Source organism: Ruminococcus gauvreauii (assembly GCF_025151995.1).
Taxonomy (GTDB): domain Bacteria; phylum Bacillota; class Clostridia; order Lachnospirales; family Lachnospiraceae; genus Ruminococcus_G; species Ruminococcus_G gauvreauii.
The window spans coordinates 758914-783655 of record NZ_CP102290.1 but is presented as its reverse complement, the minus strand read 5'-3'; the positions used below and the strand labels follow the sequence as shown (position 1 = coordinate 783655).

The following is a 24742-nucleotide window of genomic DNA, read 5'->3' as shown; positions in this document are numbered from 1 at the left end:
AAGCTATGATAAAAGCAGTATTTATAGATTACACGGGAACGACGGTGAAGGAGGACGGTGAAGAAATCAGAGAGGTAGTAAGACGTGTGTGTCAGAACAGTGACCTGCATGATCCTCAGGCCGTTCTGGCGCTCTGGTGGAAACTTATGAAACAGTATGAGGAGAATAGCTGTGGGGAAAATTATCTGACGGAAGATGAGATTGTTGATAAGATCCTGCAAATCCTTACCGAGCAAATTCATCTGAAAGAAAATCTGAGGGAACTGCATGAACTGATTCGTGCATTCTGGGTATGTGCCCCGGCGTTCCCGGATGCAAGAGAGTTTTTCGATCTATGCCCGGTGCCAATCTATATGATCAGCAATAACGGGATCGAGTATGTAACGAAGAGCATGGAAGATAAGCAGCTTCGGCCGGCGGGCATAATCTGCGCAGGCATGGTCCGTGCCTGCAAACCGCACCGGGAGCTGTTCGATAAGGCGCTGGAGGTAAGCGGGTGCAATGCGGATGAGGTGCTGCATATCGGTGATTCCTACGGCTCTGATGTGCTGGGTGCCAGAGCGGCAGGGATACGGCCTGTTCTCGTACAAAGAACGAAGGGAAAATCATACGATGACGTTATGGTAGTGCATGACTTGTCAGAGGTTCTGCCTTTGATTGACGGGGAGGAATCCGTATGAAGAGAAAACACAGTGCGGGATTGGGAAGAATTCCATATGGCGCGGCATGTGAGGCATGACTTTCTGGACGGGGATCCGGTGCGTATCCGGCAGGAGGAGAAGTTTATCTGAGTGTGGAGGAAAAAGCGGATTGCAAATTCGTTCCAGGAAGACGCAGATGCGGCTTTTGCTGCCGGAATGACGGAGTTTGTTCCGAAGCCTGTCGATCTGCAGCATTCTGAAGAATCTTCTATAGTCCGGGGGTAAAATGTAAAAGGAAGACTGGCCTGCTCATGAGGGTCAGTCTTCTTCCTGTGATTCCAGATAATGGACCAGAATTGAGATGAATTCTCCGACGGTGGGGCACTGCTCCAGCTGATAACCGGCGATCTTATGCAGAAGATTTCTGTTGCCGTAATTCCAGCATGCTGCGACAACAGTGCGCAAAGCATGTTCAACGCTGGAGCGGCTCTTGCCATAGTGAGCAGCGATATCGCTGTAAAGCCATTTCCAGACGAAAAGGATGTAATTTTCATCTTCAAGGCAGAGCTGCAGTGCATAACATAAATAATGGTAACCACGGTATGTTGCATGTATGCCAAGCGCGTGGATCAGATTATTGATTTTTTTCATGATGTTTCTCCTCTAACTGTCTTATTCTAAAAGAATACGAATGATTAGGGGAAAAATTGAATAAATGTCAAAATTCGCGTAAATTCGACAAATTCTCTGCAGGGATGCAAAACTACACGTTTTCTAATTTTATGGCATATATTAAAACGAGCAGACACGGAGGTTTACTCGAAGTGACTTTATTTGATATAGCTGTAATCGGGGGTGATTCCCGTCTGGTGTATATGGCGGATGCACTGAAAAAAATTGGTTATTCAGTCATCTGCTACGGGACATTTGACACAGGAAGTGATATGGCTTCTGCCGTGAAGGCAGGCAGCCTGGCAGAAGCGTTGAGCTGTTCGAAATGTGTAGCCGGGGGAATTCCATTTTCAAGAAATAACAGTATCTGTGCAGGTGTGGAATGTCTGGATCTGGAACTGCCTGTACTTTATCAGAATGCTGCCGGAATGGAGGCGTTGTTTGGCGGTTTGATCACGGAGGAAGTCAGGGAATACTGTGAGCAGCAGGGGATCTGCTGCTGTGATTATATGAAGGATGAGGCATTGTCGATTTTTAATGCCGTACCCACAGCGGAAGGTGCCATCCTGGATGCGATGAAAAACCACCCTGCAGCCTTGCATGGCAGCGGGTGCCTGATTCTGGGGTATGGAAGATGTGCAAAAGTACTGGCAGAAAAGCTGAAAGGACTTTCAGCAGAGGTAACCGTATGCTGCAGAAGTGAACAGCAGAGAGCTGCCGCACAGGCATCGGGGCTTACTGCCGAACCGTTGGAGCGCCTTCCAAAAATCATACAGGGGAAAACATTTATCTTTAATACAGTGCCGGGGATGGTGCTGGAAGAGGAGAGCCTGGTGAGAACGGATGCAGATGTCCTGATCATAGATATTGCATCCGGGAAAGGCGGGGTGGACTTTGAGTGTGCAAGGAAGCTGAAACGAAAGACCATGCTGGTGCCCGGACTTCCGGGCCGGTACGCACCGCAGACATCCGGCGAGGGGTATGCGGCGTACATTGACAGACAGCTCAGGATGATGCATATATTGGCGCCTGAAGGAGAGAATAGTAATAGTGTTGGAAGGAAAGAAGTATGGAATTAAAGGGTAAGAAGGTCGGTGTTGCGATCACAGGTTCGTTCTGTACTCTGGATAAAATTTTTGCGGAACTTGGAAATCTTGTGGAGGAAGGGGCAGACGTGGTGACTGTTTTTTCGGATGCGGTTCAGACCACCGACAGCCGTTTTGGAAAAGCCGAAGATTTTATGGAAAAGGCGGAAAGAATCACTGGAAAGCCGCCGATCCTGTGTATTCGGGATGCAGAGCCCATCGGTCCGAGAAGTCTGCTGGATGTTCTGGTGATTTTTCCGTGTACAGGAAATACTCTTGCAAAACTGGCAAATGGTATCACAGACACACCTGTTCTTATGGCGGCAAAAGCGCATCTCAGAAATAATAAACCGCTCGTTATTTCAATCTCGACGAATGATGCACTCGGCATGAATATGAAGAATATCGGACTTCTTCTCAATGCAAAAAATATTTTCTTTGTCCCATTCGGGCAGGATAATCCCCGCAAGAAGGCGAATTCATTGATTGCCCATACAGAAATGTTGATCCCTACTCTACAGCTTGCACTGGAAAATGAGCAGTATCAACCGATATTGGAGGCATTTTAATTATGTGTGGAATTGCAGGTTTTTGTGATTATACGGAGGACTATCAGAGAGTCGGCAGCAATTGGCTGCCGGTTCTCAAAAAAATGAATCGGGTCTTAAAACATCGCGGTCCGGATGAGGACGGTATCTTTATTGAACGGCACTGTGCTCTCGCACATGTGCGGCTGTCCATCCTGGATCTTGCCGGAGGCCATCAGCCGATGACAAGGTGTGAAGGCCTGGGAAAATGTACGATATCATATAATGGTGAAATCTATAATATGCCAGAGCTCCGGGGAGAATTACTGGCTGACGGAATAAAATTGTCTACGACAAGTGACACGGAAGTGATACTTGCCGGTTATATGCGTTACGGATGGGAATATGTAAAACGGCTGAATGGCATCTTTTCATTTGCCATCTGGGACGGGCGGACAGACAAACTGCTGTTATTCCGGGACCGCGCGGGGGTAAAACCCTTATTTTACTGCAAAAAGAAACATTCGCTGATATTCTCGTCGGAGATCAAGGGGATACTGCAGTATCCCGGTATGGACGCCGTGCTCGACAGGGAGGGGCTCTGTGAAATCTTCGGGCTTGGTCCGGCAAAGTCGTATGGAAAAGGAGTATTGAAAGGGATAGAGGAACTGCTGCCGGGACATTTCATGGAGTATGACAGAAGCGGCATGAGGACACATTGTTATTGGAAGCTGGTCAGCCAGCCGCATACGGACAGCTACGAAAAGACAGTTGAAAAGACGGCGTGGCTGGTGACAGATGCCGTTCGGAGCCAGATGCTTTCTGATGTTCCTGTCTGTACATTCCTATCCGGAGGGGTGGACAGCAGTCTGGTGACGGCGATCTGTGCCAGAGAATGTGAAAGACAGGGGAAAGTCCTGGACACATTTTCATTTGATTTTAAGGATAATGACAAGAATTTCAAGGCCAATTCCTTCCAGCCGTCCCAGGACCGGCCGTATGTTGATCAGATGGTGGATTTCGCCGGGACGAGACACCGTTACCTTGAATGTACAAACCGGGACCTGTATGAGCATCTGTTCGAGGCGGTGGATGCCAGAGACCTCCCGTGTATGGCTGATGTGGAATCTTCCATGCTGTATTTCTGCCGTCAGGTGGCACAGTATGATAAAGTCACACTGACCGGAGAATGTGCGGATGAGATATTCGGCGGGTATCCGTGGTTTCATAAACAAGAGTGCTTTGATGCGGATATATTTCCATGGTCCATGGATTTTGAAATGCGGCGGATGCTGCTGAAAGATGAAGTGCTTCGGGAACTTCCTCTGGAGGAATATGCAAAAGCGGCTTATCAGAAGACGGTAGACGAGACACCTGTGCTGCCGGGGGAAAACGCCCGGGAGGCACGGAGGCGTGAGATTTCTTATCTGAATCTAAAGTGGTTTATGCAGACGCTGCTCGATCGGATGGACCGTACCAGCATGCATTCAGGGCTTGAGGCCAGGGTACCTTTTGCAGACCACCGGATCATAGAGTATGTTTGGAATGTACCGTGGGATATGAAGTGCCGGGGCGGAGTGGTAAAAGGACTGCTCAGGGCAGCGGGTGAGGAAGTTCTTCCGCATGAGATCCTGTATCGGAAAAAAAGTCCATATCCCAAGACATATGACCCTGATTATGAACATCTTCTGAAAAGCCGGCTGATGGAAGTTATGTCAGATTCGAATGCCCCGCTTACGGCACTGATTGACAGGAAAAAGGCTGAGGCGTTTATTCAGACTCCGTCGGACTATGGAAGACCGTTTTACGGACAGCTGATGGCAGGGCCGCAGCTCATCGCGTATCTGCTGCAGATCAATTACTGGCTGGAACATTACCGGATCAGAATGGTTTGATAGCCGATGTATTTCATGATACAATGAGACAAAACGATCAAAAAACAAAAGATCAGAAACTGAAAATATACCTTTAGAGACGGAGGATGAGTAAAATGCGACGGAGAGATCGGGAAATTACGGATGTTGAAGAGATGCGCCAGGTATTGGAGACGTGTAAGGTTATCCATGTCGGTCTGCACGACGGTGATGATATTTACATATTGCCGATGAATTATGGCTATACGCTGGAAGATGGGAAACTGATATTTTATATGCATGGCGGTGTGCGCGGGAAGAAGCTGGATCTGATCAGACGCTGTTCGAATGCGGCGTTTGAGCTGGACTGTGACCATGAACTGATACAGGGAAGGGTGGCGTGCCAGTATGGATATGGCTATGCCAGCATCATGGGCAAGGGAAAAATAGAACTGGTAGAAGATGTGAAGGAAAAGATAGATGCGATGACAGTACTGATGCAGTGCCAGACCGGAAAGCCGTTTGAATTCAACGAACGTCTCGTTTCCATCGTATCCGTGATAAAACTGACCGTATCAGAATATACAGGAAAACGGCGCCCTGTAAAAAGACCGGGTGAGACTGAAGAGTGCCAGAATGGTCATATGTAACATCTGCGGTTATGAAAGAGGAATATGAGGACATGGGAATATAATATACATAGGTATGAGCTCTGTAATCGGACTGAAAAGATGATAAACAAGGAGATTTTAATGAAAAAAGATGGAATAAGTACCGCCGCAAAGGGTTTGATTGTTGGAGGTACCATGCTGGTACCCGGTGTCAGCGGAGGATCTATGGCAATGATCCTGGGTATTTACGACAGGCTTGTCTCATCAGTAAGTTCATTCACAAAGCAGAAAAAAGAAAGCTTTTTCTTTTTAACTGTTTTTACTTTTGCAGCTTTGGCCGGTATGATCCTTTTTGCGAGCCCGCTGCTTGCCCTGATAGAAGCGTATACGAAACCCATGATGTTTTTCTTTCTGGGAACAGTGGCAGGAGGAATACCCATGATGTATCAAAAGGCCCGGGTACAGGCATTTTCCTGGAAACTTCCCGTTTATGTTATCGGGGGAATCTTAGCGGTCATGCTTGTTTCACTTTTTCCTGCGGAAGCGTTTAGCAGCGGCGCAGGAGGCACGGGAGTTCTGGTCCTTGCTTCGGCGGGTTTTGTTGCTGCCATAGCGCTGATTCTGCCCGGAATCAGTATTTCCTATCTTCTGCTCATGCTGGGAATTTACCAGGATACAATGAAGGCGATCAGTACATTTGACCTTGGATTCCTTACACCGATGGGGATTGGACTGCTGCTTGGAATTGTCTTAACAACAAAGGTACTGGAAGGAGCCATGCAGCGGTATCCACAGCCAACATATCTGATTATCATGGGATTTATAATCGGATCAGCGGCAGATGTATTTCCAGGACTTCCGGTCGGATGGGAATGGGTGCTGTGCAGTTTATCACTGATGATGGGGTTTGGGCTGATTCGGCTTCTCACGGAAAATGAAATGATAAAGACTGAAAAATTTAAAAAATCAAGTGAAATGTATTGACTATTTGAGTGAAGAGAGGTATTATAAAGATAATAACAAGGTGTTGCGAAAGGGGATGAGCTTATGCTGGAAGCATATGGTATGTATTTACGGATCAGCTGCATCATCCTGGTTGGAATCGCAATTGCTGCATATGCCAGTGACGGTTTGGATTACAGGAGTACGGTAATCCACAGGATTGGTACAACCCTGCAGTATGCGTATCTGAAACTATACATCGCAGTTCAGTATGGGATCGAATACCTGCGGAATAGGCGCAGTGCAAGGTGTGGGGAAGAAATCAGCAGATACCAGCCGGTGAGCAGGAGAATGGCAGATATCAGGAAAAGAGAAATGCAGCTGGAACAGCTTCGGGAATGTAAAGGTTTGTCTGAGATACAGGTAAACCGAAACCGATATAAAATGAAGATATTGAAATAGATAAACAGAGAATCAGGGGTTGTCGGTTATCAGACAGTCATGAACAGGGAGGCATGTGACTCAACGAGTCACATGCCTCCCTGTAATTATCCCTATAACCGACGTTATTACTTACCCTCTGATTCTTGCATTCTCAGGATCATAGAATACGCGATCAGTCAGAGTTGCCTCATAACCATAGATGTTGACAGTATCACCTGGTTTTGCAGCGTCAACATCAATCAGGCAGTAGCCAATAACCTTCTCTACCGTGTATCCGTAGGTATAGCTGGTAATGCGGCCGATTTTCTTTCCATCTTTTAATACCTTACCTTCAAACTGGAGAGCTGCTCTCGGATCATCAATCATGAAGCCCATCATAGTTCTTCCAGGACCACCTTCTGCCTTGATTTTCTCAAGCACATCCTTGCCGATGAAGTCCTTGCTCCAGTCGATCGTCCAGTCAAATCCTGCCTCAAGCGGATTCAGTCTCTCCAAATCGCTCATCAGAACATAGCCCTTTTCCTTAGGAAGGCTGGTTATGGTGACATCTGTAGTGATGCGCTGAATATTGTACTCTTTTCCGCACTCTTCGAGCTTGGTCTCTACCAGCAGCTCATTATCCGGATCACAGTAGATCTCGTATCCAAGCTCACCGGTATAACCACAACGAGCAATCTTAACTGGATGGCCATCAATTGCATTATCACAGATCGTATAGAACTTCTGGTCCGTAATATCCTTCTCAAGCATCGCATTGAGCACTTTACGAGAGTTCGGTCCCTGTACGGAGTACATTGTTTTGTCACTGGTGATTTCTCTGTAGGATACATCCTCATCCTGTTTGTTATAGTCAAACCACAGGAACATCTTGTCAATCTTCAGTGTAGATACCCAGTACTTGTCTTCCTCGGGACGGAATACGATCACATCGTCGATGATGACACCGTCCTTGTTCAGCATCGTCATGTACTTCGCCTGTGTGGTCTTGATTTTGCTGACACCACCAACCAGCATGCGGTCAAGGAATTTAGCTGCATCTTTTCCGGTAACTTCCATAAGCTCATGTGTGAAGTCATAGTAACCAACAGAGTTACGCACATAGTTATGTTCTTTTCTGGCCTGAACATCATTTTTACGTACATAATCATTATCCTTGATTGGACGCCAGATCATCTCTTTCAGCAGCTCTGTCAATTCTTTCTTAACTTCTCCGTTCCCAACAGGATCAGCATTGCGAATCCAATTCTTGTTGAGGAGCAGGAGTTTCTTGTACTCTTTCTTTGTAATACGGCCTCTGTGAAGCTCAGAAGCCATCCAGGATTCAAAGGTTCCCTTCCACTCTTTCTCATCACCGATCGTGCTTGGGCAAGGCAAAATTTTGTTCTGATCAATCAGACCGTAGTTCATACGTGCCGGGCTTCCGGTCAGAGACATCTCAAATACGAGGTCTGTTCCACCAATACCCAGCTGGTATTTGCTATGTCTGTCGCGATCAAGGGCTTCCTTGTCAACGCTCATACCAACGATTTCAACAACGAAGATTGTTGTATTGGAAACTTCCACTTGATCGATAACGCGTGCTTCCATATTAGAGATACACTCTTTGATGCCGGCCGGTTTAACCTTCTTTGAGGGAAGCGGAGTAAAGTTAGCAACATCCATTTCACTGATACCATAAGGAAGCGGGCAGCAGGCAATGGTGCTTTCCCTTAACTGTCTTGCGTTTGCATAGCTGATTACACATTCCTTATTCAGCTTCAGGTTACGGTTGGTGTTACGGCTATGCTGTACACCCAGGGTGTAGTAATGCCTTCCCCATGGATGCTCTCCCCAGCAGCAGGTTCCGAGAGAAATCGGAGCCACATTAGAGTTTCCGTTCTCATCGAGTGTGGATACATAGTAGATGGGGATCGGCGGCTCAATCCAACGCATATTGAAATCGGTGTAATCATAAACAGCTACACACTCGCCGGTTCCTCCCTCAACCTCCTGTCTGTTTTTAAAAATGTCTAAAAGATCAAAAAATTCAAACTCCTGTCCGTACATTACTTTTCCTCCTTGTTATTTGTTTTTGAAGTAGTACTTTCTTGTTGTTGCCACTATAGCATGGGCATCTTTCCGGAACAACAGAACCAGGAGCAGGAATTTCCGAAACATTTTAGTGAAACGTTTTAATTTAATGTTTAAGCCTCTTTAAGCACTGAACGAGGAGATTGATAGTCTTATATTCAGGCGGTTTGAATTATTTACCAGCTTTTTTTTGCGGGTCTCTGTGTTACAATTTTGCTGGAGGTGATGTGAATGAACATAACGTTCATAATTAAGCTGAAAAGTATCATTGTAAATGCATACTTAAAAAAAATTATTTCATTTGAGCATGAATTGGAAGAGATGTTTGAAGCGCCAGGATCTCCGTATCTGTATAATCCGATACTCTCTGCACTGATGGAAAATGGACTGCAGGAAGATTAACAAAAACATATGCGGATTCATACAGTAATCATAAGGAAATGGTGAAGCAGGAGGATAATTGTGGAGAAGGATTTACGGTTGTCACAGCTCAAGCCAGGGGAGAAAGCTGTTGTGACCAGGCTTATGACTTCCGGCAATATGCGAAGGCGGCTGCAGGATATCGGTTTGATTGACGGAACAGCAGTTGAGTGTGTGGGTAAGAGTCCTATGGGAGATCCAACAGCTTTTTTAATACGCAGGGCGGTGATTGCTTTGCGGGATGAAGATTCAAGGCAGGTGAGAGTCAGGATGGTGGTTCAATGAGTATGACAGTTGCGCTGGCTGGAAACCCCAATGTGGGGAAGAGTACGGTGTTCAATGCGTTGACCGGGATGAAGCAGCATACAGGCTCCTTCACTTGAAGGCAAAACAAAATTATAAAAAGGAAACATCCATGGAACACATTCTGGGGGAGCTTTTTGAGATTCGGATATCTGATATAAAGCTCCGCCAGAATCTGCGTTTCTCAGGGTTTTCCAGCAGATCATACAATGTTTTAAAATCATATTCCGCAACCTTCATAAATTCTGTTTCACTTGCGGATGGCCTTTCGATATCCGGCAGGGTGCAGAGTTCCTGCTCCAGTTTTAAACGGTCTGATTTATATTCTTCGACAGAGATAGCCTCATTCAGATATAGTTCCTTCAGACGCCGTAGTTTATTTTTTAACACTGATTTCCGGGGCCGGTTGTCAACCGTATGGGTTCCGGTTATTTTTATGTCGGCTTTATACGGTTCCAGGTCTTTTATCAGGGTATCAAGAAGAAATCTTTCGATCTGTGTTTCACGGATTTTTCCTTTCATAGAACAATTTCCGGAAGCAGAGTGCTGCCTGCACTGATAAGCCGGATATGAGTACCGGTAAATTTTTCCGCTGTTTCTTTTTACGGTGACGTGAATCTGACAGGCATTCAGTCTCGACCCACATTCCGCGCAGGTGAGGAGGCCGGAAAACAGATAGTCATATTTCTGGTGCGACCGGATATTCCGTGACAGAGAGTTTTGTACCCTGGAAAAATCTTCATCTGTGATCAGACGGGGGCAGTAATGTTCATTGCCGCGATACTTTCCGGTATATTTTTCATTTTTGAGGATGCTGCTTTTCAGGTTTTGCAGCGTCATGACCATCTGATATTCTTCACGCATATACCGCAGTGTTGCAGTCAGTGAATTTGTTTTGAGGTAATACATGATACAGTCGCGGATTGCCGGTGCCTCATCTGACAGCACGAGATGTTTATCCTGAATCCGATATCCCCGCGGAACTTTGCCGGTAATGACTTCTCCGTACTTAACCTTATTACGGAATACATCACGGATACGGATGCCGTCGTTTTGCGCTTCCAGTTCTGCCCACATCATGGATTGTGCCACGAAGGCACGGCCGTGGGGAGTGGAAGTGTCAAAATACGGCTGATCGATAGCCGTCCATGCGACACCGTGTTCTTCAAGCAGTGCCTGAGTGTTCAGATAATGTCTGAGATTACGGAACCATCGGTCCAGCTTGGTGAAGACGATCAGATCGATCTCCTGGTTTTTGACGGCACTCATCAGATTGGAAAAATCACCGCGGTCCAGTTTCTGACCGGAAACGCCGTCATCGATATAGATTCCCTGAAGGACAGCGTCTTTTCTGGTTTTTATGTATTCTATGCCCCGCTCCTTCTGATCGCGCAGCGAATCTCCGTATTTTGCCTGTTCATCACTTGATACCCGAATGTAGACGGCACAGCGCAGAAGACTCATCATATCATCCCCGTTTTTTATTATTCTATTACAGGGGATATGTCCAGAAGTACCGTGTGAGGAAAGTAGTACAGGCGGCAATTCATAGAATATATCAGGGAGGAGGATGTGAGATGAATGAATTCAGGAAAACCAATACATATGATGTGAAACTGGTTTATCAGATGCTTTATCAGATTCTGGGAGAAAAATACGGATTTAATATAATTGTCACCAATGTTAAACAGCGGAACAATTAAAACAGAGATATTACAGAAAACTGATGCCGGTGCTGTCTTTTGGCACCGGCATCAAAGGTTTAATTGACTTCATTATCCGCAACGATTTCTTCTAAAACGCGTATCAGATCATGTATGTTTTCGAGACGTACATCCCGTTCCAAAATCATATTTTTTAAATCGACAGATAATGTTTCGAATTTTTCCCGAACTTCGGGAGATACATAGGATGCCATGATTACTCTCCTCCGGGTCCGTCTTTTCTTGGCCGTTCTGATTCCGGCAGGGGTTCTGTGACCCAGGTTTCTTTTGGCACCGTTACTTCAGGACCATTGAGGGTATTGTATGGGAGTTCCTGTCTGTCTTTATTGGTCTGTTCCTGCATAGAGCACCATCCTTTCTGAAATAGAATCCCCCGATGAGAAGAAAAGTATTCTATAGTTGAACGGAAATAAAAAAAGTTTTGTCTGTTCGTGAAGCAGCATACAGGAAACTGGCCGGGCAAAACAGTCAGCAATGCAAGAGGAACCTGCATCCGGGGAGGTCAAAGTTTTCATCTGATTGATCTTCCGGGCTGCTATTCGCTGCTGGCACACTCTGAAGAAGAAGAAATAGCCAGGGATTTCATTTGTTTTGAAAATCCGGATGCAGTAGTAGTGGTTTGTGATGCAACCTGCCTGGAACGTAACCTGAATCTTGTACTTCAGGTCATGGAGGCGGCAAAGAGAGTTGTCGTCTGTGTCAATCTGATGGATGAAGCCGGAAAAAAAAGAATACATGTGGATCTGGATGCCATGTCTGAAATTTTGCAGACACCGGTTATCGGTATCACAGCAAGGGCCAATAAAGGACTTGATGAAATTTTTGTCTGTCTCACGAAATTAATGAATCAGAGTGAGGAATGCCGCCATCTGACGGTCACATATGATGAAGCTATCGAACATGCGATAACTTCGCTTATGACGGAAGTCGGAAAATACGTTGGAAGAGAAAACAATCTTCGCTGGATCTGTGCCAGGCTGCTGGATGCAGACGAGAGTCTGCTGAGATCAATGGAACGGGAGTACGGTGCCTTTCTTGAAGAAGAATCGGTGAAAGTACTGGTGAGGGAGGAAAAGGAAAAGCTTGCCAGGGCCGGATATACGGAAGAAGTACTGAAAGACGCAATTGTGTCCGCGTTTGTTCAAAAGGCGGAAGAGATCGGTCATCAGTCTGTCTGTTATCAGAATAAAGAATATGCAGTAAAAGACAGGAAGCTGGATCACCTCTTTACAAGTCCGATGACCGGGTTTCCGATTATGTTTTTGCTGCTGTTTGCGGTGTTCTGGATTACCATCAGCGGTGCGAATGTACCTTCGCAGTTACTGTCAAAAGGACTGTTCTGGCTGGAAAGCCGTATGCTGGATTTTGCCGTATGGGCACAGCTGCCCGCAGCGTTCTATGAGCCGGTCATTTTTGGGGTTTATCGGGTACTGGCATGGGTAATATCTGTTATGCTGCCGCCAATGGCGATCTTTTTTCCACTGTTTACACTGCTGGAAGATTTTGGTTATCTTCCGCGTATCGCATATAATCTGGACCACTGTTTTAAGAAATGCTGTGCCTGCGGGAAACAGGCGCTGACGATGTGCATGGGATTCGGCTGCAATGCTGCTGGTGTGACCGGCTGCAGGATCATTGATTCTCCGAGGGAGCGTCTGATTGCAATTATTACCAACAATTTTGTGCCGTGTAACGGACGTTTTCCAATGATCATTGCCATTATATCCATGTTTTTGATCGGAGGCGCGGCGGGACTGTTCTCTTCCTTTTTGTCGGCGGTACTTCTGGCAGCAGTGATTGTATTCGGGATTGTGATGACCTTTGTGATCTCCAGGATACTGTCGAAGACAATATTAAAAGGAATTCCTTCGTCTTTCGCCCTGGAACTGCCTCCGTACAGAAGACCTCAGGTTGGAAAGGTGATCGTAAGATCCATCATGGACCGGACTCTGTTTGTACTCGGCAGGGCAGTTGCAATTGCGGCTCCTGCGGGTCTGGTTATTTGGGTCCTCGCGAACATAACGGTGGGTGATATGACGCTTCTTTCACACTGTGCAGGTGTACTGGACCCGTTTGGGCGTCTGCTGGGAATGGACGGTGTTATCCTTCTCGCATTCATTTTGGGCATGCCGGCAAATGAAATTGTGATTCCCATTATGCTGATGACGTATCTGGCTCAGGGGAGTCTGACAGAGATTGAGAACCTGAACACGATGAAAAGCATTCTTCAGGATAACGGATGGACCTGGGTTACTGCAGGCAGCATGATCTTGTTTTCGCTGATGCACTGGCCGTGCGGTACAACATGCCTTACAATCCGGAAAGAGACACAGAGCGTAAAATGGATGTTGGTCTCCATCCTGGTGCCCACGATATCCGGTATCGTGATCTGCTTTTTGTTTGCGTCAGCTGCAAGAGGACTTGGATTCTGCTGAAACTTACAGAGTGTATGATGAACGATGTCTTAAATAGCGAAAAGCAATACCAAAGCTTTTCGCTATTTTTTTGGATTCTGCCGCAAAAGATTCAGAATTCCGATCTCATATGTGTTATAATGTGTAAAAACAGAGTGCAGACGGGAGGGATTGATGATGACAGTAATGGGAGGATTTATGGTACCGCATCCGCCATTGATCATACCCGATGTGGGGAGAGGTCAGGAGAGGGAGATAAAAAATACAATGGAAGCATATCATAGATCAGCGAAAGAAATAGCAGAGCTGAAGCCGGATACCATTGCAGTGATCTCCCCGCACACGGATATTTATGCGGACTATTTCCATGTATCACCTGGAAAAGCAGCATCCGGAGACTTTCGTAAGTTTGGAGCCGGACACGCAGCTGTGAAAGTAAAATATGATACAGAATTTGTCTGGAATCTTTGCAGGACTGCAGAGTCGATAGATTTTCCGCTCGGTGTGCTGGGGGAGAAAGAAGACAAACTAGATCACGCTACAATGATACCTCTTTATTTTGTAAATCAGTATTACCGGGAATACAGGCTGGTGCGGATTGGATTTTCAGGGCTTCCCCTGACCGATCATTATCGCGCAGGGCAGATGCTGCAGCAGACAGCAGGACAGTTAAAAAGGAAACTGGTGGTGATCGGCAGCGGTGATTTGTCCCACTGTCTGAAAAAGGAAGGACCGTATGGATATCAAAAGGAAGGCCCTCTATACGATGAACGTATCATGGAGGTGATGGAAAGAGGCGATTTTGGTGAGCTTTTTGAATTCTCGGAGCATTTCTGTGAAAAAGCAGGTGAATGCGGGCATCGGTCCTTTGTCGTGATGGCAGGTGCGCTGGACGGCTTGAAGCTGAAAACAGAAAAGCTTTCATATGAAGGGCCTTTCGGGGTGGGATATGGGATCTGCACCTATCGGGTGACAGGTGCGGATGAGGGACGCAGATTTCTTGAACGGTATGAGCAGGAGAAGACGAATGATGCCAAACAGAAAAGGCAGTATGAAGATGCCTATACAGGACTTGCAAGAAAAGCGCTGGAACACTACGCGGAAACGGGTGAGGTGCTGTCTGAGCTTCCGGCATTGCCGGAAGAAATGATTCGGGAACGCGCCGGAGTTTTTGTGTCGTTACACAAGCACGGGAAGCTGAGGGGCTGCATTGGAACTATTACACCGGTATGCAAAAACATTGCCAAAGAGATCATTCAGAATGCCGTAAATGCCGGAATCAGGGATCCGAGATTTAACCGTGTGCAAAAAGATGAGCTGGAAATGCTGGAATACAGTGTCGATGTGCTGCAGGAACCGGAACCCGTGGAATCAATGGAAGAACTGGATGTTAAGGAATACGGCGTGATTGTGTCGAAGGGCAGACAGCGTGGGCTTTTGCTGCCGAATCTGGAAGGAGTGGACACAGTGGAGGAACAGGTGGCAATCGCAAAGCGGAAAGCAGGTATCGCCTGGGATGATGAAGTGGAACTGGAGCGTTTCAGGGTCGTAAGGCATGGTGGCGGATCATGAAAATAATATGCCCGGTGTGTATGCACCATTGTGCGTTACGGGAAGGACAGACAGGAATCTGCAGGGCCAGGAAAATGACAGACGGCAGGATCCTCAGTCTTAATTACGGCCGTATCACCGCTATGGCGCTTGATCCTGTTGAGAAAAAACCCTTAAACAGATTTTTTCCGGGAAGTAATATCCTCTCTGTCGGGAGTTTCGGGTGCAATCTGAGATGCCCGTTCTGTCAGAACCACGAGATTTCCATGCACGGGGAAGAAATACCGGCAGAACAGATGTCCCCGGAAGCTCTCGTTGAACTGGCCGTTTCTCTGGCTGTGAAGGGAAATATTGGGGTAGCTTATACGTACAACGAACCTCTGATCGGGTATGAATACGTCAGGGATACGGCAAGGCTCGTACGACGTGCCGGAATGAAAAATGTTGTAGTGACGAATGGCTGTATCGATCCGGATATTCTGGAGGAGCTGCTGCCGGACCTGGATGCACTGAATATAGATCTGAAAGGATTTACAGACAGGTACTATCAAAAACTCGGAGGTGATCTCGAGACTGTAAAACGGTTTATACGGAGGGCACAGAGTTCCTGCCATATTGAATTAACGACACTGATCGTTCCGGGAGAGAATGACACAGAGGATGAGATGGAGCATCTGGCATCCTGGGTAAGATCAGTCAACCCGTCGATACCGCTCCATGTCACGCGTTTTTTTCCTCGCTACCGTATGTCGGACTTCCCGGCAACCTCGGTTCAGACGGTTTATATGCTTGCGGATACCGCCCGAAAGCAGCTGGATTACGTATACACTGGTAACTGTTAAATATAGGGAAATTCTATAACATATATAAGTTTATAATATTTTACATATAGAATAAGAAGTGCTATGCTCTTGTTAAGAGGTAAATACAGGAAAGGGGCAAAGCCATGAAAGTATTAATTATTGGCGGGGTTGCAGCCGGAACGAAAGCAGCAGCGAAATTAAAAAGAGAGAATCAGGATGCAGAAGTCACAATTCTGACGATGAGTAAAGACATATCCTATGCGGGATGCGGGCTTCCTTATTATGTAGGCGGAGTGATTCAGGAGAGAAGCGAACTGATTGTGAATACACCGGAGAATTTCAGCAAGCTGACGGGCGCCCTTGTGGAGACGGGCGTAGAAGTAACGGGGCTGGACAGAGAAAACCGATCAGTGAAGGCGGTTCGGACAGACACCGGAGAAGAGACCTGCTATACATATGATAAACTCGTAATCGCGACAGGAGCATCACCGGTGAAGCCTCCGGTAGAAGGTGTCGACTTAAAGCACGTATATTTTATGAGGACACCTGATGATGCTGAAGCACTGCGCTGCGCGGTGGACAGCGGAGAAATCAAAAGAGCGGTGGTCGCAGGCGGCGGATTTATCGGGCTCGAAGTAGCTGAAAATCTGAAGGAAAAAGGCATACGCGTGACAGTGATCGACATGGCGCCGCAGATCATGCCGGGCTTTGACCATGAGGTCGCAGAATACGCAGAAGAGTATCTGGCAGATCAGGGGATCGTAGCGCTGACAGGAACGAAGCTGGAAGGAATTCTCGGTGACGGCAAAGTAGAAAAAGTCAAAACGGACAAGAGAACACTGAAGGCTGATGCAGTGATTTTGTCACTCGGAATACGGGCAAATACGGGATTTCTGGCAGATACCGGAATCGAACTGATGCCAAACAGGACGATAAAGGTGAATGAATACCTTCAGACAAATGATGAGGATATCTATGCACTTGGCGACTGCGCGATGGTGACAAACCGCATAACGGGTGAACATGCATGGTCGCCGATGGGATCGTCTGCCAATATGGAGGGACGCATTGCGGCAAAGAATATCTGCGGCGAAAAGATAGCGTATCCGGGTGTCCTGGGAACAGGAGTCGTGAAATTGCCGGGTCTGAATGCAGGGCGTACCGGGCTTTCCGAGGAGGCTGCCAGTGCCGCCGGATTTGATCCGGTGTCTGTCGTAACCGTCGTAGATGACAAGGCGCACTATTATCCGGGAGCCGGATCCTTCATCGTGAAGATGGTTGCGGACAGGAAGACCGGCAAGTTTCTGGGAATACAATGTCTGGGAAAAGGCGCGGTAGATAAGATGGTGGATATCGCTGTCATGGCACTCAGCATGAAAGCTTCCATACAGGATCTGGAACATCTGGACTTCGCATATGCCCCGCCGTTTTCGACTGCGATCCATCCGTTTGTGCACACGGTCAATGTACTGCTCAATAAGATGTCAGGTGAATTCCTGACAATGACGCCGGTAGAGTTTGCAAAGGGAGAAGCCTCTGATTACCGAATCATAGATGCATCGCCGGCACCGTCTATTGAAGGCGTACCGTATGTGGATCTGACGACGGTCAATGGTGAAGTCGAAGGGCTTGGAAAAGAAGAGAAACTTCTTTTGGTGTGTTCCAAGGGCAAGAGAGCGTATCTGCTGCAGAACCGCCTGAAACATTACGGATATACGAATACGCGGGTTCTGGAAGGCGGAACAACATTTAATGGAAAAGATTTAGCATAACAGGGAGGAAAGAAATGGCAACGTTAACAGTCAGCAATGAAGATGAAAAGAGAGTAAAAGGACTTGGCTTTCTGAGCAACAAAGGCACAGATAATTTTTCAGGAAGAATCATTACCAAAAATGGAAAAATTACAGCTCAGCAGATGAAGGCGATCGGGGATGCGGCAAAAGAGTTCGGCAGTGGGGAGGTGGTATTTACGACACGACTCACCGTAGAGGTGCTGGGCATTCCGTTTGATAAAATTGATGCATTCAGAGCTGCGATCGAAGAGGCCGGGATGACAACGGGCGGCACTGGCTCTAAAGTACGTCCTGTCGTATCGTGTAAAGGAACGACATGTCAGTATGGATTGATTGATACGTATGCACTGTCAGAGGAAATCCATGAGTTGTTTTATGAGGGATACCGTCAGGTGAAACTGCCGCATAAATTCAAGATTGCAGTCGGGGGATGTCCCAACAACTGTGTGAAACCGGATCTGAATGATCTCGGCATCGTAGGGCAGATGGTGCCCCAGTTCGATGAGGATCTCTGTTCCGGATGTAAAAAATGCGGTGTGGAAAAAGTCTGTCCGGTAAAGGCAGCAAGGGTTGTAGATGGTGTTCTGGAAATTGATATGGAAAAATGTACTAACTGCGGAAGATGCATAGGTGCCTGTCATTTTGATGCGATTGAGAGCGGCAAGTGCGGATATAAGGTATACATAGGCGGAAGATGGGGAAAACAGGTTGCTCAGGGGCGTGCTCTGGACAGAATTTTTGAGACGAAAGAAGAAGTCTTACGTGCGGTGGAGAAGGCGATTCTTCTATACAGAGAACAGGGCAAGACCGGCGAACGCTTTGCACAGACGATCGACCGTATTGGTTTTGAAAAGGTTCAGGAGGAAATTCTCTCAGATGATATTCTGGGAAGAAAACAGGAAATACTGGATGCCAGGCTGCATGAGGTCGGAGGCGCCACCTGTTAACCATAAAGTTTCATAAACAGGTCTTGACTTAAGATATAATATCTTATATAATACGGATAATTTACATATCCGGAAGGGACCTGAAATGGACGACATAGACCAAAACATACTCATAGTTGGAATCAAGGCATGACTTGGAACAGTTTGTTGCAAGTTGTGTCTTTTTCACGTTTAAAGACAGGGAAAGGAAGACTGAGATGGGGAAGATGAAAAGGGGAATCACATTTTTAAAGAGGCAGCCGCCGGCGCGCCTGATTGTCTTGGGTTTCGCGGCAGTCATCGCGGTGGGCACATTGCTTTTACTTCTGCCGGTATCGATCAATGATGGGGCCAGGGTGAGTTTTATTGATGCGCTGTTTACTTCCACGAGTGCTGTCTGTGTGACAGGACTGATAGCCATTGACACGGCGGAACACTTTACAGTATTCGGCAGGACGGTAGTGGCTCTGCTGATTCAGATCGGCGGGCTGGGAGTCACCTCTGTGGGGGTCGGATTCATCCTGATCGCAGGTAAGCGTGTTGGAATGAAGGGGAGGACACTTGTCAAAGAGGCGATGAATGTCGGCAATTCCAAAGGACTGATCCGGCTGGTAAAATCTGTACTGTTGATGACACTGTGTTTTGAGGCGGCAGGAACGGTGCTTAGTTTTCTGGTGTTTGTTCAGGACTTTCCGCCGCTCAAGGCGCTGGGAATCAGCCTGTTTCATTCGGTGGCGGCATTTAATAACTCGGGATTCGATATCCTGGGCGGGCTTCAGAATCTGATTCCTTACCAGGGGAGTGTCCTGCTGAATCTTACGACGGCGGGGCTTATTATTTTTGGAGGTATCGGTTTTCTCGTTATTCTGGATATCCTGAAGAACCGTTCGTTTCGCAAACTGTCGCTGCATTCGAAGGTTGTGCTTTCGGTCAGTGCCGTGCTTCTGCTGACGGGAACACTGCTCCTCAAGGCAACGGAGGATGTAACATGGCTGGGTGCCTTTTTCCAGAGCGTGTCTGCGAGGACAGCAGGATTCTCTACATACCCGATTGGAACATTCACGAATGCTGGACTGTTCGTTCTCATCCTGCTGATGTTCATCGGCGCTTCTCCCGGATCGACAGGAGGCGGTATCAAAACGAGTACACTGTTCGTACTGCTGCATGCGGTTAAGAGTGCCGCAACCAATCAGCATTGTACGGCATTTAAAAGAAGGATACCGCCGGAAGTGATCCAAAGAGGATTTATCATTACACTGCTGTCAGCGATGGTGGTTTGTACAGGCACCTTTTTCCTGTGTCTGCTGGAACCGGAATATACATTTATGCAGTTGCTGTTTGAGATCACGTCTGCATTTGGAACGGTAGGATTGTCAACGGGTATCACCCCTGATCTGGCTGCCTCCAGCAAACTGATCGTGATTCTTACGATGTTTATCGGAAGGCTTGGGGCACTGACAATCGCAACGATCTGGCACTTTAAAACGCCGTCGTCCGCGACATTTACAGAAGAAAATATAACAATCGGTTAAAGGTAAGGAGGAGAAGTCATGCTGGGGAAAAAAGAGAATGCATCCTATGCGGTCATCGGTCTGGGGAGATTTGGTATGGCGCTGGCAAAGGAGCTGGCGATCGCCGGGAAAGAGGTGATCGTCGTAGATAACAATGAAAATAAGGTAAAAGAGCTGAGGGTCTACACGGATTACGCATACGTTGCGGGAGAGCTGACCAGGGAAGTGCTGGAAGATATGGGGATTCAGAACTGTGATACCGTTGTCGTATGCATCGGCGAAAAAATTGATACCAGTATACTGGTCACGCTGAATGTTGTGAATCTGGGAGTACGCCGGGTAATCGCAAAGGCCATCAGTGAAGATCAGGGCGCGGTTCTCGAGAAAATCGGGGCGGAGGTCGTGTACCCGGAACGGGACATGGCGCTGCGTCTGGCTAAGAAACTCTTGACAAGCAGTGTCATGGATTACATATCTCTGGACAATGATGTTGAAATCACGGAGATCAAGATTACAGACAGGCTGACGGGAAGGTGTGTCCGGGACTTTCCGATCCGTCAGAAATTCGGCCTGAATATCATTGCAATCGAGTATGGAGGGAAGACGGACACAGAGATCCGCCCGGACTATGCGTTTCAGGATGGAGACGTGATCGTGGTTATCGGGAAAAGCAAGAACGTTCAGCGTTTTGAGAGAGAGTACGGATGTTAAGCCGGTTGACTTACGGGTGAAAACATGATAGACTTTGCATATCAGGCTGAGAGGGGTGAAAGGATGAAATAATCATTTTTGCAGAAGTAACCGCATGAAAAAAAGAACGTGGCGAGAGCCCGTGTTTTTGTCATGCCTGTTTTTTGCAAGAATGTTATTTCATCCCGCACCGGGATATTCTTTCTGAATGTCCGCCGCATATTGTTCCGGAGACGGCTGCAGGAATGTTAATTCTTGCAGCCGTTTTTTACTGCACACGAGATTCCGCGAAAGCGCAATCTTTTTAACACGAATTTCCATAAGAGATTCATGTGCTACAGGAGGGATGAATATGTCATTACTGCAGGTTACAGATCTTTCCTTTTCGTATGAAGAGAACTATGATCCGGTTTTCCAAAATGTATCGTTCAGAGTGGATACGGACTGGAGAACGGGAGTTGTCGGGAGAAACGGCAAGGGAAAGACAACGTTTTTAAAGCTGCTGATGGGGGAGATGGAATACAGCGGGACTATCACTGCCGATGCCGGCTTTGATTATTTCCCGTATCCCGTCGCAGAAAGGCTGCTGGATACCATAGATGCGATGTACTGTGTGGAGCCGGGACTGCTGCTATGGAAGCTGAAAAAGGATATGGCAGAACTCGGTGCGGATGAAGGGATCCTCTATCGTCCGTTCAATACGCTGTCCTGCGGAGAGCAGACAAAGGTAATGCTGGCGGTTTTGTTCCAGCGGGAGGGGAACTTTCTGCTGATTGATGAGCCGACGAACCATCTGGATCAGGAGTCCAGAACCCTCGTCAGTGCCTATCTGCGCAGACAGAAAGGGTTTCTGATGGTGTCGCATGACCGGGCGTTTCTGGATGGGTGTATCGATCATGTGCTGGCGTTCAACCGCTCGGATATCGAGGTGCAGAAAGGGGACTTTTCCTCCTGGTACCAGAACCGCCAGATGCAGGATACGTTTGAACTGGCAAAGAATGAGCGGCTGAAAAAAGATATACGGAGGCTTTCCGCTGCCGCAGACCGGACGAAACGCTGGGGAGATGCAGTGGAATCAACAAAGATCGGAAGAAAATCGATGGAAAACGGGCAGCATGCAGCGAGCCGGGATTATATCGGAGAGAAGTCCAGACGCATGCAGCAGAGAAGAAAAAATCTTGCCCGCCGTCAGGAACAGGCGCTTCAGGAAACAAAGATGCTGCTGAAGAATCAGGAGGATCCCGATATACTGAGGATGGAGCCGCTGCCATATCACAAAGAGGTTTTGGTTTCAGCAGAAGACCTGTGCCTGTGTTATGGGAATCATGAAGTCTTAAGCGGCGTGAATTTTGCCGTCAGAAGAGGCGACCGCATGTCTGTGCAGGGAAAAAACGGCTGCGGAAAATCGAGTCTCCTGAAATTGATACTGGGAGAGCACATCACATACCGGGGAGAGCTTACGGTGGGAAGCGGGATTAAAATTTCCTATGTCTCTCAGGACACTTCACATCTGAGAGGAAGTCTTACGGAATATATCCGGGCTTCCGGCATGGAAGAACGTTTGTTTAAGGCCGTGCTGCGCAAGCTGGATTTTTCAAGGACTCAGTTCGAAAAAGACATGGATTCCTACAGCGAAGGCCAGAAGAAAAAAGTCCTGATCGCGAGGAGCCTCTGTGAAAGGGCACACCTATACATCTGGGACGAACCGCTGAATTTTATCGACGTGTATTCCCGGATGCAGATTGAGGAGCTGTTGCTTATGTGGAAACCGACGCTGCTTTTTGTGGAGCATGATGCGGTATTTACAGAGAAAATTGCAACATCTGTGTGTAGAATCTGAATCAAACCTGACGCGGGCGAAAATGTGTTGACAGGGGAATTTGTTTTATGTTAAAGTAAAGGGGCTATAGAAAGCATAAGTCTACTTTGTTTTCAAGCAAATATATGATCCAAAATCATAAGCCGGACGGACAGGCGGGATCGGTTGCCGAGCGCGGACAAGAAGCCGCATTATTGATTGAGTTAAAAGCTCAAATTTTATAAGTTGATTACTTTATAATCAGCGTGAATACGCATCATCTTGTGAAACGGTCAATAAGAGTACGTAACTTTATATTTGCTATTTATACCCGGAAAACAAATGCAGTCTGTTTGAATTCTATTTGGATAAAGCATAAAAAACGTAAATAGATAGATTGATGGTAAGCAGATGGATTTTTTCATCTGCTTTTTCTTATATGATGCCAGGATTTTGGGAATACGGAGAAATCCGCAGACATCAGGGGGGCAGACAAAAGGGAGAACTATATGGACAGAAATCGACAGACATCAGCGCCGATCTACGAAGCGCTGGAGGTGTTAAGGAAAAAAAGAGTGGTGCCGTTTGACGTGCCGGGACATAAGAGGGGGAGGGGAAATCCGGAGCTGGCACAGCTTCTGGGCGATCAATGTGTCAGCCTGGATGTGAACTCCATGAAGCCCCTTGACAATCTCTGCCATCCGGTTTCCGTGATACGGGAGGCAGAGGAACTGACGGCGGAGGCTTTCGGGGCGGACCATGCATTCTTAATGGTGGGAGGAACCACTTCGGCGGTACAGAGTATGATTCTGTCCGTGTGCAAGGCAGGAGATAAGATCATTTTGCCGAGGAATGTGCACAAAAGTGCGATCAATGCGCTTGTACTGTGCGGTGCCGTACCGGTATATGTCGATATGAAAGTACAGGAACGGATCGGAATCGCACTTGGTATGGAACCGGACCGGCTCACAGATGCGATTGTAAAAAATCCGGATGCCGTTGCAGTGCTGGTCAACAACCCTACCTATTACGGGATATGTTCCGATCTGCATACGATCGTGAAGACTGCACACGCGGCGGGGATGAAGGTGCTCGTCGATGAAGCGCACGGAACCCACCTGTCGTTCGGGGAACATCTTCCGGTATCGGGGATGGCTGCGGGAGCCGATATGGCGGCGATCTCCATGCACAAGTCTGGCGGCAGCCTGACACAGAGCTCCATCCTGCTTGCGAGCGACAGCATGAATGCGGAGTATGTCCGGCAGATCATCAACCTGACGCAGACGACGAGTGCATCGTATCTGCTGTTGTCAAGCCTTGATATTTCCAGGAGGAATCTGGCGCTGCGCGGGAGGGAATCCTTTGCAAAGGTTGTCCAGATGGCGGAGTATGCCCGGAATGAAATCAATGCGATCGGCGGATACTATGCCTATGGCAAAGAACTGATCAACGGCGGAAGCGTCTATGATTTTGACGTGACGAAACTGTCGGTCTACACGCAGGGGATCGGTCTTACCGGAATCGAGGTCTATGACCTGCTGAGGGATGAGTATGACATTCAGATTGAATTCGGCGATATCGGCAACATACTCGCCTATATTTCCATCGGAGACAGGATTCGCGACATCGAGCGGCTCGTGGGGGCACTGGCGGATATTAAGCGGTTATACGAACGGGATGGAAGCGATCTGATTGCAGGAGAATACATTCAGCCGGAGGTTGTGATCTCTCCCCAGAAGGCATTCTATGCCAGCAGGAAGCTGCTGCCGATCGAACAGACACAGCAGCAGGTCTGCGGTGAATTTGTGATGTGTTATCCTCCGGGCATACCGATTCTGGCTCCGGGCGAGCGCATTACCCAGGAAATTATTGATTATATCATATTTGCAAAGGAAAAAGGCTGTTCCCTGCAGGGAACGGAAGATCCGCAAGTGGAAAATCTAAATGTGATACAGGAGTGATAC

The 24742-nt window shown here is 47.4% G+C and carries 25 protein-coding genes and 1 pseudogene; 21 read left to right on the top strand and 5 right to left on the bottom strand.

The annotated features are described in order from the left end of the window. Positions 1 to 5: 5 nt before the first annotated feature. Both NQ502_RS03790 and NQ502_RS03785 read left to right on the top strand, forming a co-directional pair. A complete protein-coding gene (locus NQ502_RS03790; RefSeq protein ID WP_028529453.1) occupies positions 6 to 680 on the top strand; it encodes an HAD family hydrolase in 675 nt (224 codons plus the stop codon). A gap of 111 nt (positions 681 to 791) precedes the next feature. Next, positions 792 to 926: a response regulator gene (locus NQ502_RS03785; RefSeq protein WP_260046627.1), complete on the top strand. Its 135-nt coding sequence runs from the start codon at positions 792 to 794 to the stop codon at positions 924 to 926. Positions 927 to 959: 33 nt separating this feature from the next. Here NQ502_RS03785 and NQ502_RS03780 read toward each other — a convergent pair whose 3' ends face one another. Beyond that, the gene (locus tag NQ502_RS03780) at positions 960 to 1292 is read right to left on the bottom strand and encodes a sporulation initiation factor Spo0A C-terminal domain-containing protein (protein ID WP_028529454.1); all 333 of its coding nucleotides are present in this window, start codon (positions 1290 to 1292) and stop codon (positions 960 to 962) included. Positions 1293 to 1465: 173 nt separating this feature from the next. On the opposite strand from NQ502_RS03780, the gene NQ502_RS03775 reads away from it, so the two are divergent. From NQ502_RS03775 to NQ502_RS03750, 6 genes are all read left to right on the top strand, one after another. Then, on the top strand, positions 1466 to 2392 hold the full coding sequence (locus NQ502_RS03775) for a dipicolinate synthase subunit DpsA (RefSeq protein ID WP_049898303.1): 927 nt from the start codon (positions 1466 to 1468) through the stop codon (positions 2390 to 2392). After that, positions 2383 to 2967, top strand: coding sequence for a dipicolinate synthase subunit B (locus NQ502_RS03770; RefSeq protein WP_028529455.1), 585 nt, complete (start codon positions 2383 to 2385; stop codon positions 2965 to 2967). Before NQ502_RS03775 ends, NQ502_RS03770 begins: the two co-directional genes overlap by 10 nt. Before the next feature lie 2 nt (positions 2968 to 2969). Continuing rightward, positions 2970 to 4820, top strand: a complete 1851-nt coding sequence (asnB, locus tag NQ502_RS03765; protein ID WP_028529456.1) for an asparagine synthase (glutamine-hydrolyzing) — start codon at positions 2970 to 2972, stop codon at positions 4818 to 4820. A 95-nt stretch (positions 4821 to 4915) separates the two neighbouring features. Then, entirely contained in the window at positions 4916 to 5428 is a 513-nt protein-coding gene (locus NQ502_RS03760) for a pyridoxamine 5'-phosphate oxidase family protein (protein WP_049898305.1), read from the top strand. A 102-nt stretch (positions 5429 to 5530) separates the two neighbouring features. Next, on the top strand, positions 5531 to 6373 hold the full coding sequence (locus tag NQ502_RS03755) for a DUF368 domain-containing protein (protein ID WP_044983436.1): 843 nt from the start codon (positions 5531 to 5533) through the stop codon (positions 6371 to 6373). Positions 6374 to 6436: 63 nt separating this feature from the next. Continuing rightward, the gene (locus NQ502_RS03750) at positions 6437 to 6793 is read left to right on the top strand and encodes a hypothetical protein (protein WP_028529457.1); all 357 of its coding nucleotides are present in this window, start codon (positions 6437 to 6439) and stop codon (positions 6791 to 6793) included. Between the two features lie 111 nt (positions 6794 to 6904). Here NQ502_RS03750 and NQ502_RS03745 read toward each other — a convergent pair whose 3' ends face one another. Then, positions 6905 to 8821, bottom strand: a complete 1917-nt coding sequence (locus NQ502_RS03745; RefSeq protein WP_083963409.1) for a glycine cleavage T C-terminal barrel domain-containing protein — start codon at positions 8819 to 8821, stop codon at positions 6905 to 6907. A 255-nt stretch (positions 8822 to 9076) separates the two neighbouring features. Between NQ502_RS03745 and NQ502_RS03740 the strand changes: the two genes are divergently transcribed. The 3 genes and pseudogenes from NQ502_RS03740 to NQ502_RS03730 form a co-directional block, all read left to right on the top strand. Continuing rightward, positions 9077 to 9247 (top strand): hypothetical protein, encoded by a 171-nt coding sequence (locus NQ502_RS03740; protein ID WP_156887912.1) that lies wholly within the window; start codon positions 9077 to 9079, stop codon positions 9245 to 9247. Positions 9248 to 9307: 60 nt separating this feature from the next. Then, positions 9308 to 9550, top strand: a complete 243-nt coding sequence (locus tag NQ502_RS03735) for a FeoA family protein (RefSeq protein ID WP_028529459.1) — start codon at positions 9308 to 9310, stop codon at positions 9548 to 9550. Continuing rightward, a pseudogene (locus NQ502_RS03730) lies at positions 9547 to 9642 on the top strand (FeoB small GTPase domain-containing protein); the annotation flags it as partial. The gene NQ502_RS03735 and the pseudogene NQ502_RS03730, both read left to right, overlap by 4 nt. 19 nt (positions 9643 to 9661) lie before the next feature. Here NQ502_RS03730 and NQ502_RS03725 read toward each other — a convergent pair. Next, positions 9662 to 11035, bottom strand: a complete 1374-nt coding sequence (locus tag NQ502_RS03725) for a recombinase family protein (protein WP_083963411.1) — start codon at positions 11033 to 11035, stop codon at positions 9662 to 9664. Between the two features lie 110 nt (positions 11036 to 11145). On the opposite strand from NQ502_RS03725, the gene NQ502_RS03720 reads away from it, so the two are divergent. Beyond that, positions 11146 to 11271, top strand: a complete 126-nt coding sequence (locus NQ502_RS03720) for a hypothetical protein (protein WP_260046622.1) — start codon at positions 11146 to 11148, stop codon at positions 11269 to 11271. Between the two features lie 59 nt (positions 11272 to 11330). Here NQ502_RS03720 and NQ502_RS03715 read toward each other — a convergent pair whose 3' ends face one another. Together NQ502_RS03715 and NQ502_RS03710 are read right to left on the bottom strand one after the other, a co-directional pair. Continuing rightward, positions 11331 to 11486: a hypothetical protein gene (locus NQ502_RS03715; RefSeq protein WP_028529461.1), complete on the bottom strand. Its 156-nt coding sequence runs from the start codon at positions 11484 to 11486 to the stop codon at positions 11331 to 11333. A 2-nt stretch (positions 11487 to 11488) separates the two neighbouring features. Next, positions 11489 to 11635, bottom strand: coding sequence for an AE-binding protein (locus NQ502_RS03710; RefSeq protein WP_148511953.1), 147 nt, complete (start codon positions 11633 to 11635; stop codon positions 11489 to 11491). An 88-nt stretch (positions 11636 to 11723) separates the two neighbouring features. Here NQ502_RS03710 and feoB point away from each other — a divergent pair, with 88 nt between their 5' ends. From feoB to NQ502_RS03665, 9 genes are all read left to right on the top strand, one after another. Further along, on the top strand, positions 11724 to 13727 hold the full coding sequence (gene feoB, locus NQ502_RS03705; RefSeq protein WP_242830287.1) for a ferrous iron transport protein B: 2004 nt from the start codon (positions 11724 to 11726) through the stop codon (positions 13725 to 13727). Positions 13728 to 13880: 153 nt separating this feature from the next. After that, the gene (amrA, locus tag NQ502_RS03700) at positions 13881 to 15278 is read left to right on the top strand and encodes an AmmeMemoRadiSam system protein A (RefSeq protein ID WP_341349426.1); all 1398 of its coding nucleotides are present in this window, start codon (positions 13881 to 13883) and stop codon (positions 15276 to 15278) included. Continuing rightward, on the top strand, positions 15275 to 16099 hold the full coding sequence (amrS, locus tag NQ502_RS03695) for an AmmeMemoRadiSam system radical SAM enzyme (protein WP_028529463.1): 825 nt from the start codon (positions 15275 to 15277) through the stop codon (positions 16097 to 16099). Before amrA ends, amrS begins: the two co-directional genes overlap by 4 nt. Before the next feature lie 104 nt (positions 16100 to 16203). Next, positions 16204 to 17832 (top strand): FAD-dependent oxidoreductase, encoded by a 1629-nt coding sequence (locus NQ502_RS03690; protein ID WP_028529464.1) that lies wholly within the window; start codon positions 16204 to 16206, stop codon positions 17830 to 17832. A gap of 14 nt (positions 17833 to 17846) precedes the next feature. Further along, on the top strand, positions 17847 to 18800 hold the full coding sequence (locus NQ502_RS03685) for a 4Fe-4S dicluster domain-containing protein (protein ID WP_028529465.1): 954 nt from the start codon (positions 17847 to 17849) through the stop codon (positions 18798 to 18800). Positions 18801 to 18997: 197 nt separating this feature from the next. Next, entirely contained in the window at positions 18998 to 20311 is a 1314-nt protein-coding gene (locus NQ502_RS03680; protein ID WP_407691149.1) for a TrkH family potassium uptake protein, read from the top strand. An 18-nt stretch (positions 20312 to 20329) separates the two neighbouring features. After that, positions 20330 to 21001, top strand: a complete 672-nt coding sequence (locus NQ502_RS03675) for a potassium channel family protein (protein WP_028529467.1) — start codon at positions 20330 to 20332, stop codon at positions 20999 to 21001. A gap of 331 nt (positions 21002 to 21332) precedes the next feature. Next, positions 21333 to 22820 (top strand): ribosomal protection-like ABC-F family protein, encoded by a 1488-nt coding sequence (gene abc-f, locus NQ502_RS03670; RefSeq protein WP_028529468.1) that lies wholly within the window; start codon positions 21333 to 21335, stop codon positions 22818 to 22820. A 467-nt stretch (positions 22821 to 23287) separates the two neighbouring features. Further along, complete coding sequence (locus NQ502_RS03665; RefSeq protein ID WP_028529469.1) at positions 23288 to 24739, top strand: aminotransferase class I/II-fold pyridoxal phosphate-dependent enzyme; 1452 nt, start codon at positions 23288 to 23290, stop codon at positions 24737 to 24739. The last annotated feature ends 3 nt before the right edge of the window (positions 24740 to 24742 follow it).

Bases quoted from the DNA above. Each gene is read 5' to 3' on its own strand.
- NQ502_RS03790 (WP_028529453.1), top strand. From the start codon at position 6: ATGATAAAAGCAGTATTTATAGATTACACGGGAACGACGGTGAAGGAG.
- NQ502_RS03780 (WP_028529454.1), bottom strand. From the start codon at position 1,292: ATGAAAAAAATCAATAATCTGATCCACGCGCTTGGCATACATGCAACA.
- NQ502_RS03770 (WP_028529455.1), top strand. From the start codon at position 2,383: ATGGAATTAAAGGGTAAGAAGGTCGGTGTTGCGATCACAGGTTCGTTC.
- asnB (WP_028529456.1), top strand. From the start codon at position 2,970: ATGTGTGGAATTGCAGGTTTTTGTGATTATACGGAGGACTATCAGAGA.
- NQ502_RS03760 (WP_049898305.1), top strand. From the start codon at position 4,916: ATGCGACGGAGAGATCGGGAAATTACGGATGTTGAAGAGATGCGCCAG.
- NQ502_RS03755 (WP_044983436.1), top strand. From the start codon at position 5,531: ATGAAAAAAGATGGAATAAGTACCGCCGCAAAGGGTTTGATTGTTGGA.
- NQ502_RS03750 (WP_028529457.1), top strand. From the start codon at position 6,437: ATGCTGGAAGCATATGGTATGTATTTACGGATCAGCTGCATCATCCTG.
- NQ502_RS03745 (WP_083963409.1), bottom strand. From the start codon at position 8,821: ATGTACGGACAGGAGTTTGAATTTTTTGATCTTTTAGACATTTTTAAA.
- NQ502_RS03740 (WP_156887912.1), top strand. From the start codon at position 9,077: ATGAACATAACGTTCATAATTAAGCTGAAAAGTATCATTGTAAATGCA.
- NQ502_RS03725 (WP_083963411.1), bottom strand. From the start codon at position 11,035: ATGATGAGTCTTCTGCGCTGTGCCGTCTACATTCGGGTATCAAGTGAT.
- NQ502_RS03720 (WP_260046622.1), top strand. From the start codon at position 11,146: ATGAATGAATTCAGGAAAACCAATACATATGATGTGAAACTGGTTTAT.
- NQ502_RS03715 (WP_028529461.1), bottom strand. From the start codon at position 11,486: ATGGCATCCTATGTATCTCCCGAAGTTCGGGAAAAATTCGAAACATTA.
- NQ502_RS03710 (WP_148511953.1), bottom strand. From the start codon at position 11,635: ATGCAGGAACAGACCAATAAAGACAGACAGGAACTCCCATACAATACC.
- amrA (WP_341349426.1), top strand. From the start codon at position 13,881: ATGATGACAGTAATGGGAGGATTTATGGTACCGCATCCGCCATTGATC.
- amrS (WP_028529463.1), top strand. From the start codon at position 15,275: ATGAAAATAATATGCCCGGTGTGTATGCACCATTGTGCGTTACGGGAA.
- NQ502_RS03690 (WP_028529464.1), top strand. From the start codon at position 16,204: ATGAAAGTATTAATTATTGGCGGGGTTGCAGCCGGAACGAAAGCAGCA.
- NQ502_RS03685 (WP_028529465.1), top strand. From the start codon at position 17,847: ATGGCAACGTTAACAGTCAGCAATGAAGATGAAAAGAGAGTAAAAGGA.
- NQ502_RS03680 (WP_407691149.1), top strand. From the start codon at position 18,998: ATGGGGAAGATGAAAAGGGGAATCACATTTTTAAAGAGGCAGCCGCCG.
- NQ502_RS03675 (WP_028529467.1), top strand. From the start codon at position 20,330: ATGCTGGGGAAAAAAGAGAATGCATCCTATGCGGTCATCGGTCTGGGG.
- abc-f (WP_028529468.1), top strand. From the start codon at position 21,333: ATGTCATTACTGCAGGTTACAGATCTTTCCTTTTCGTATGAAGAGAAC.
- NQ502_RS03665 (WP_028529469.1), top strand. From the start codon at position 23,288: ATGGACAGAAATCGACAGACATCAGCGCCGATCTACGAAGCGCTGGAG.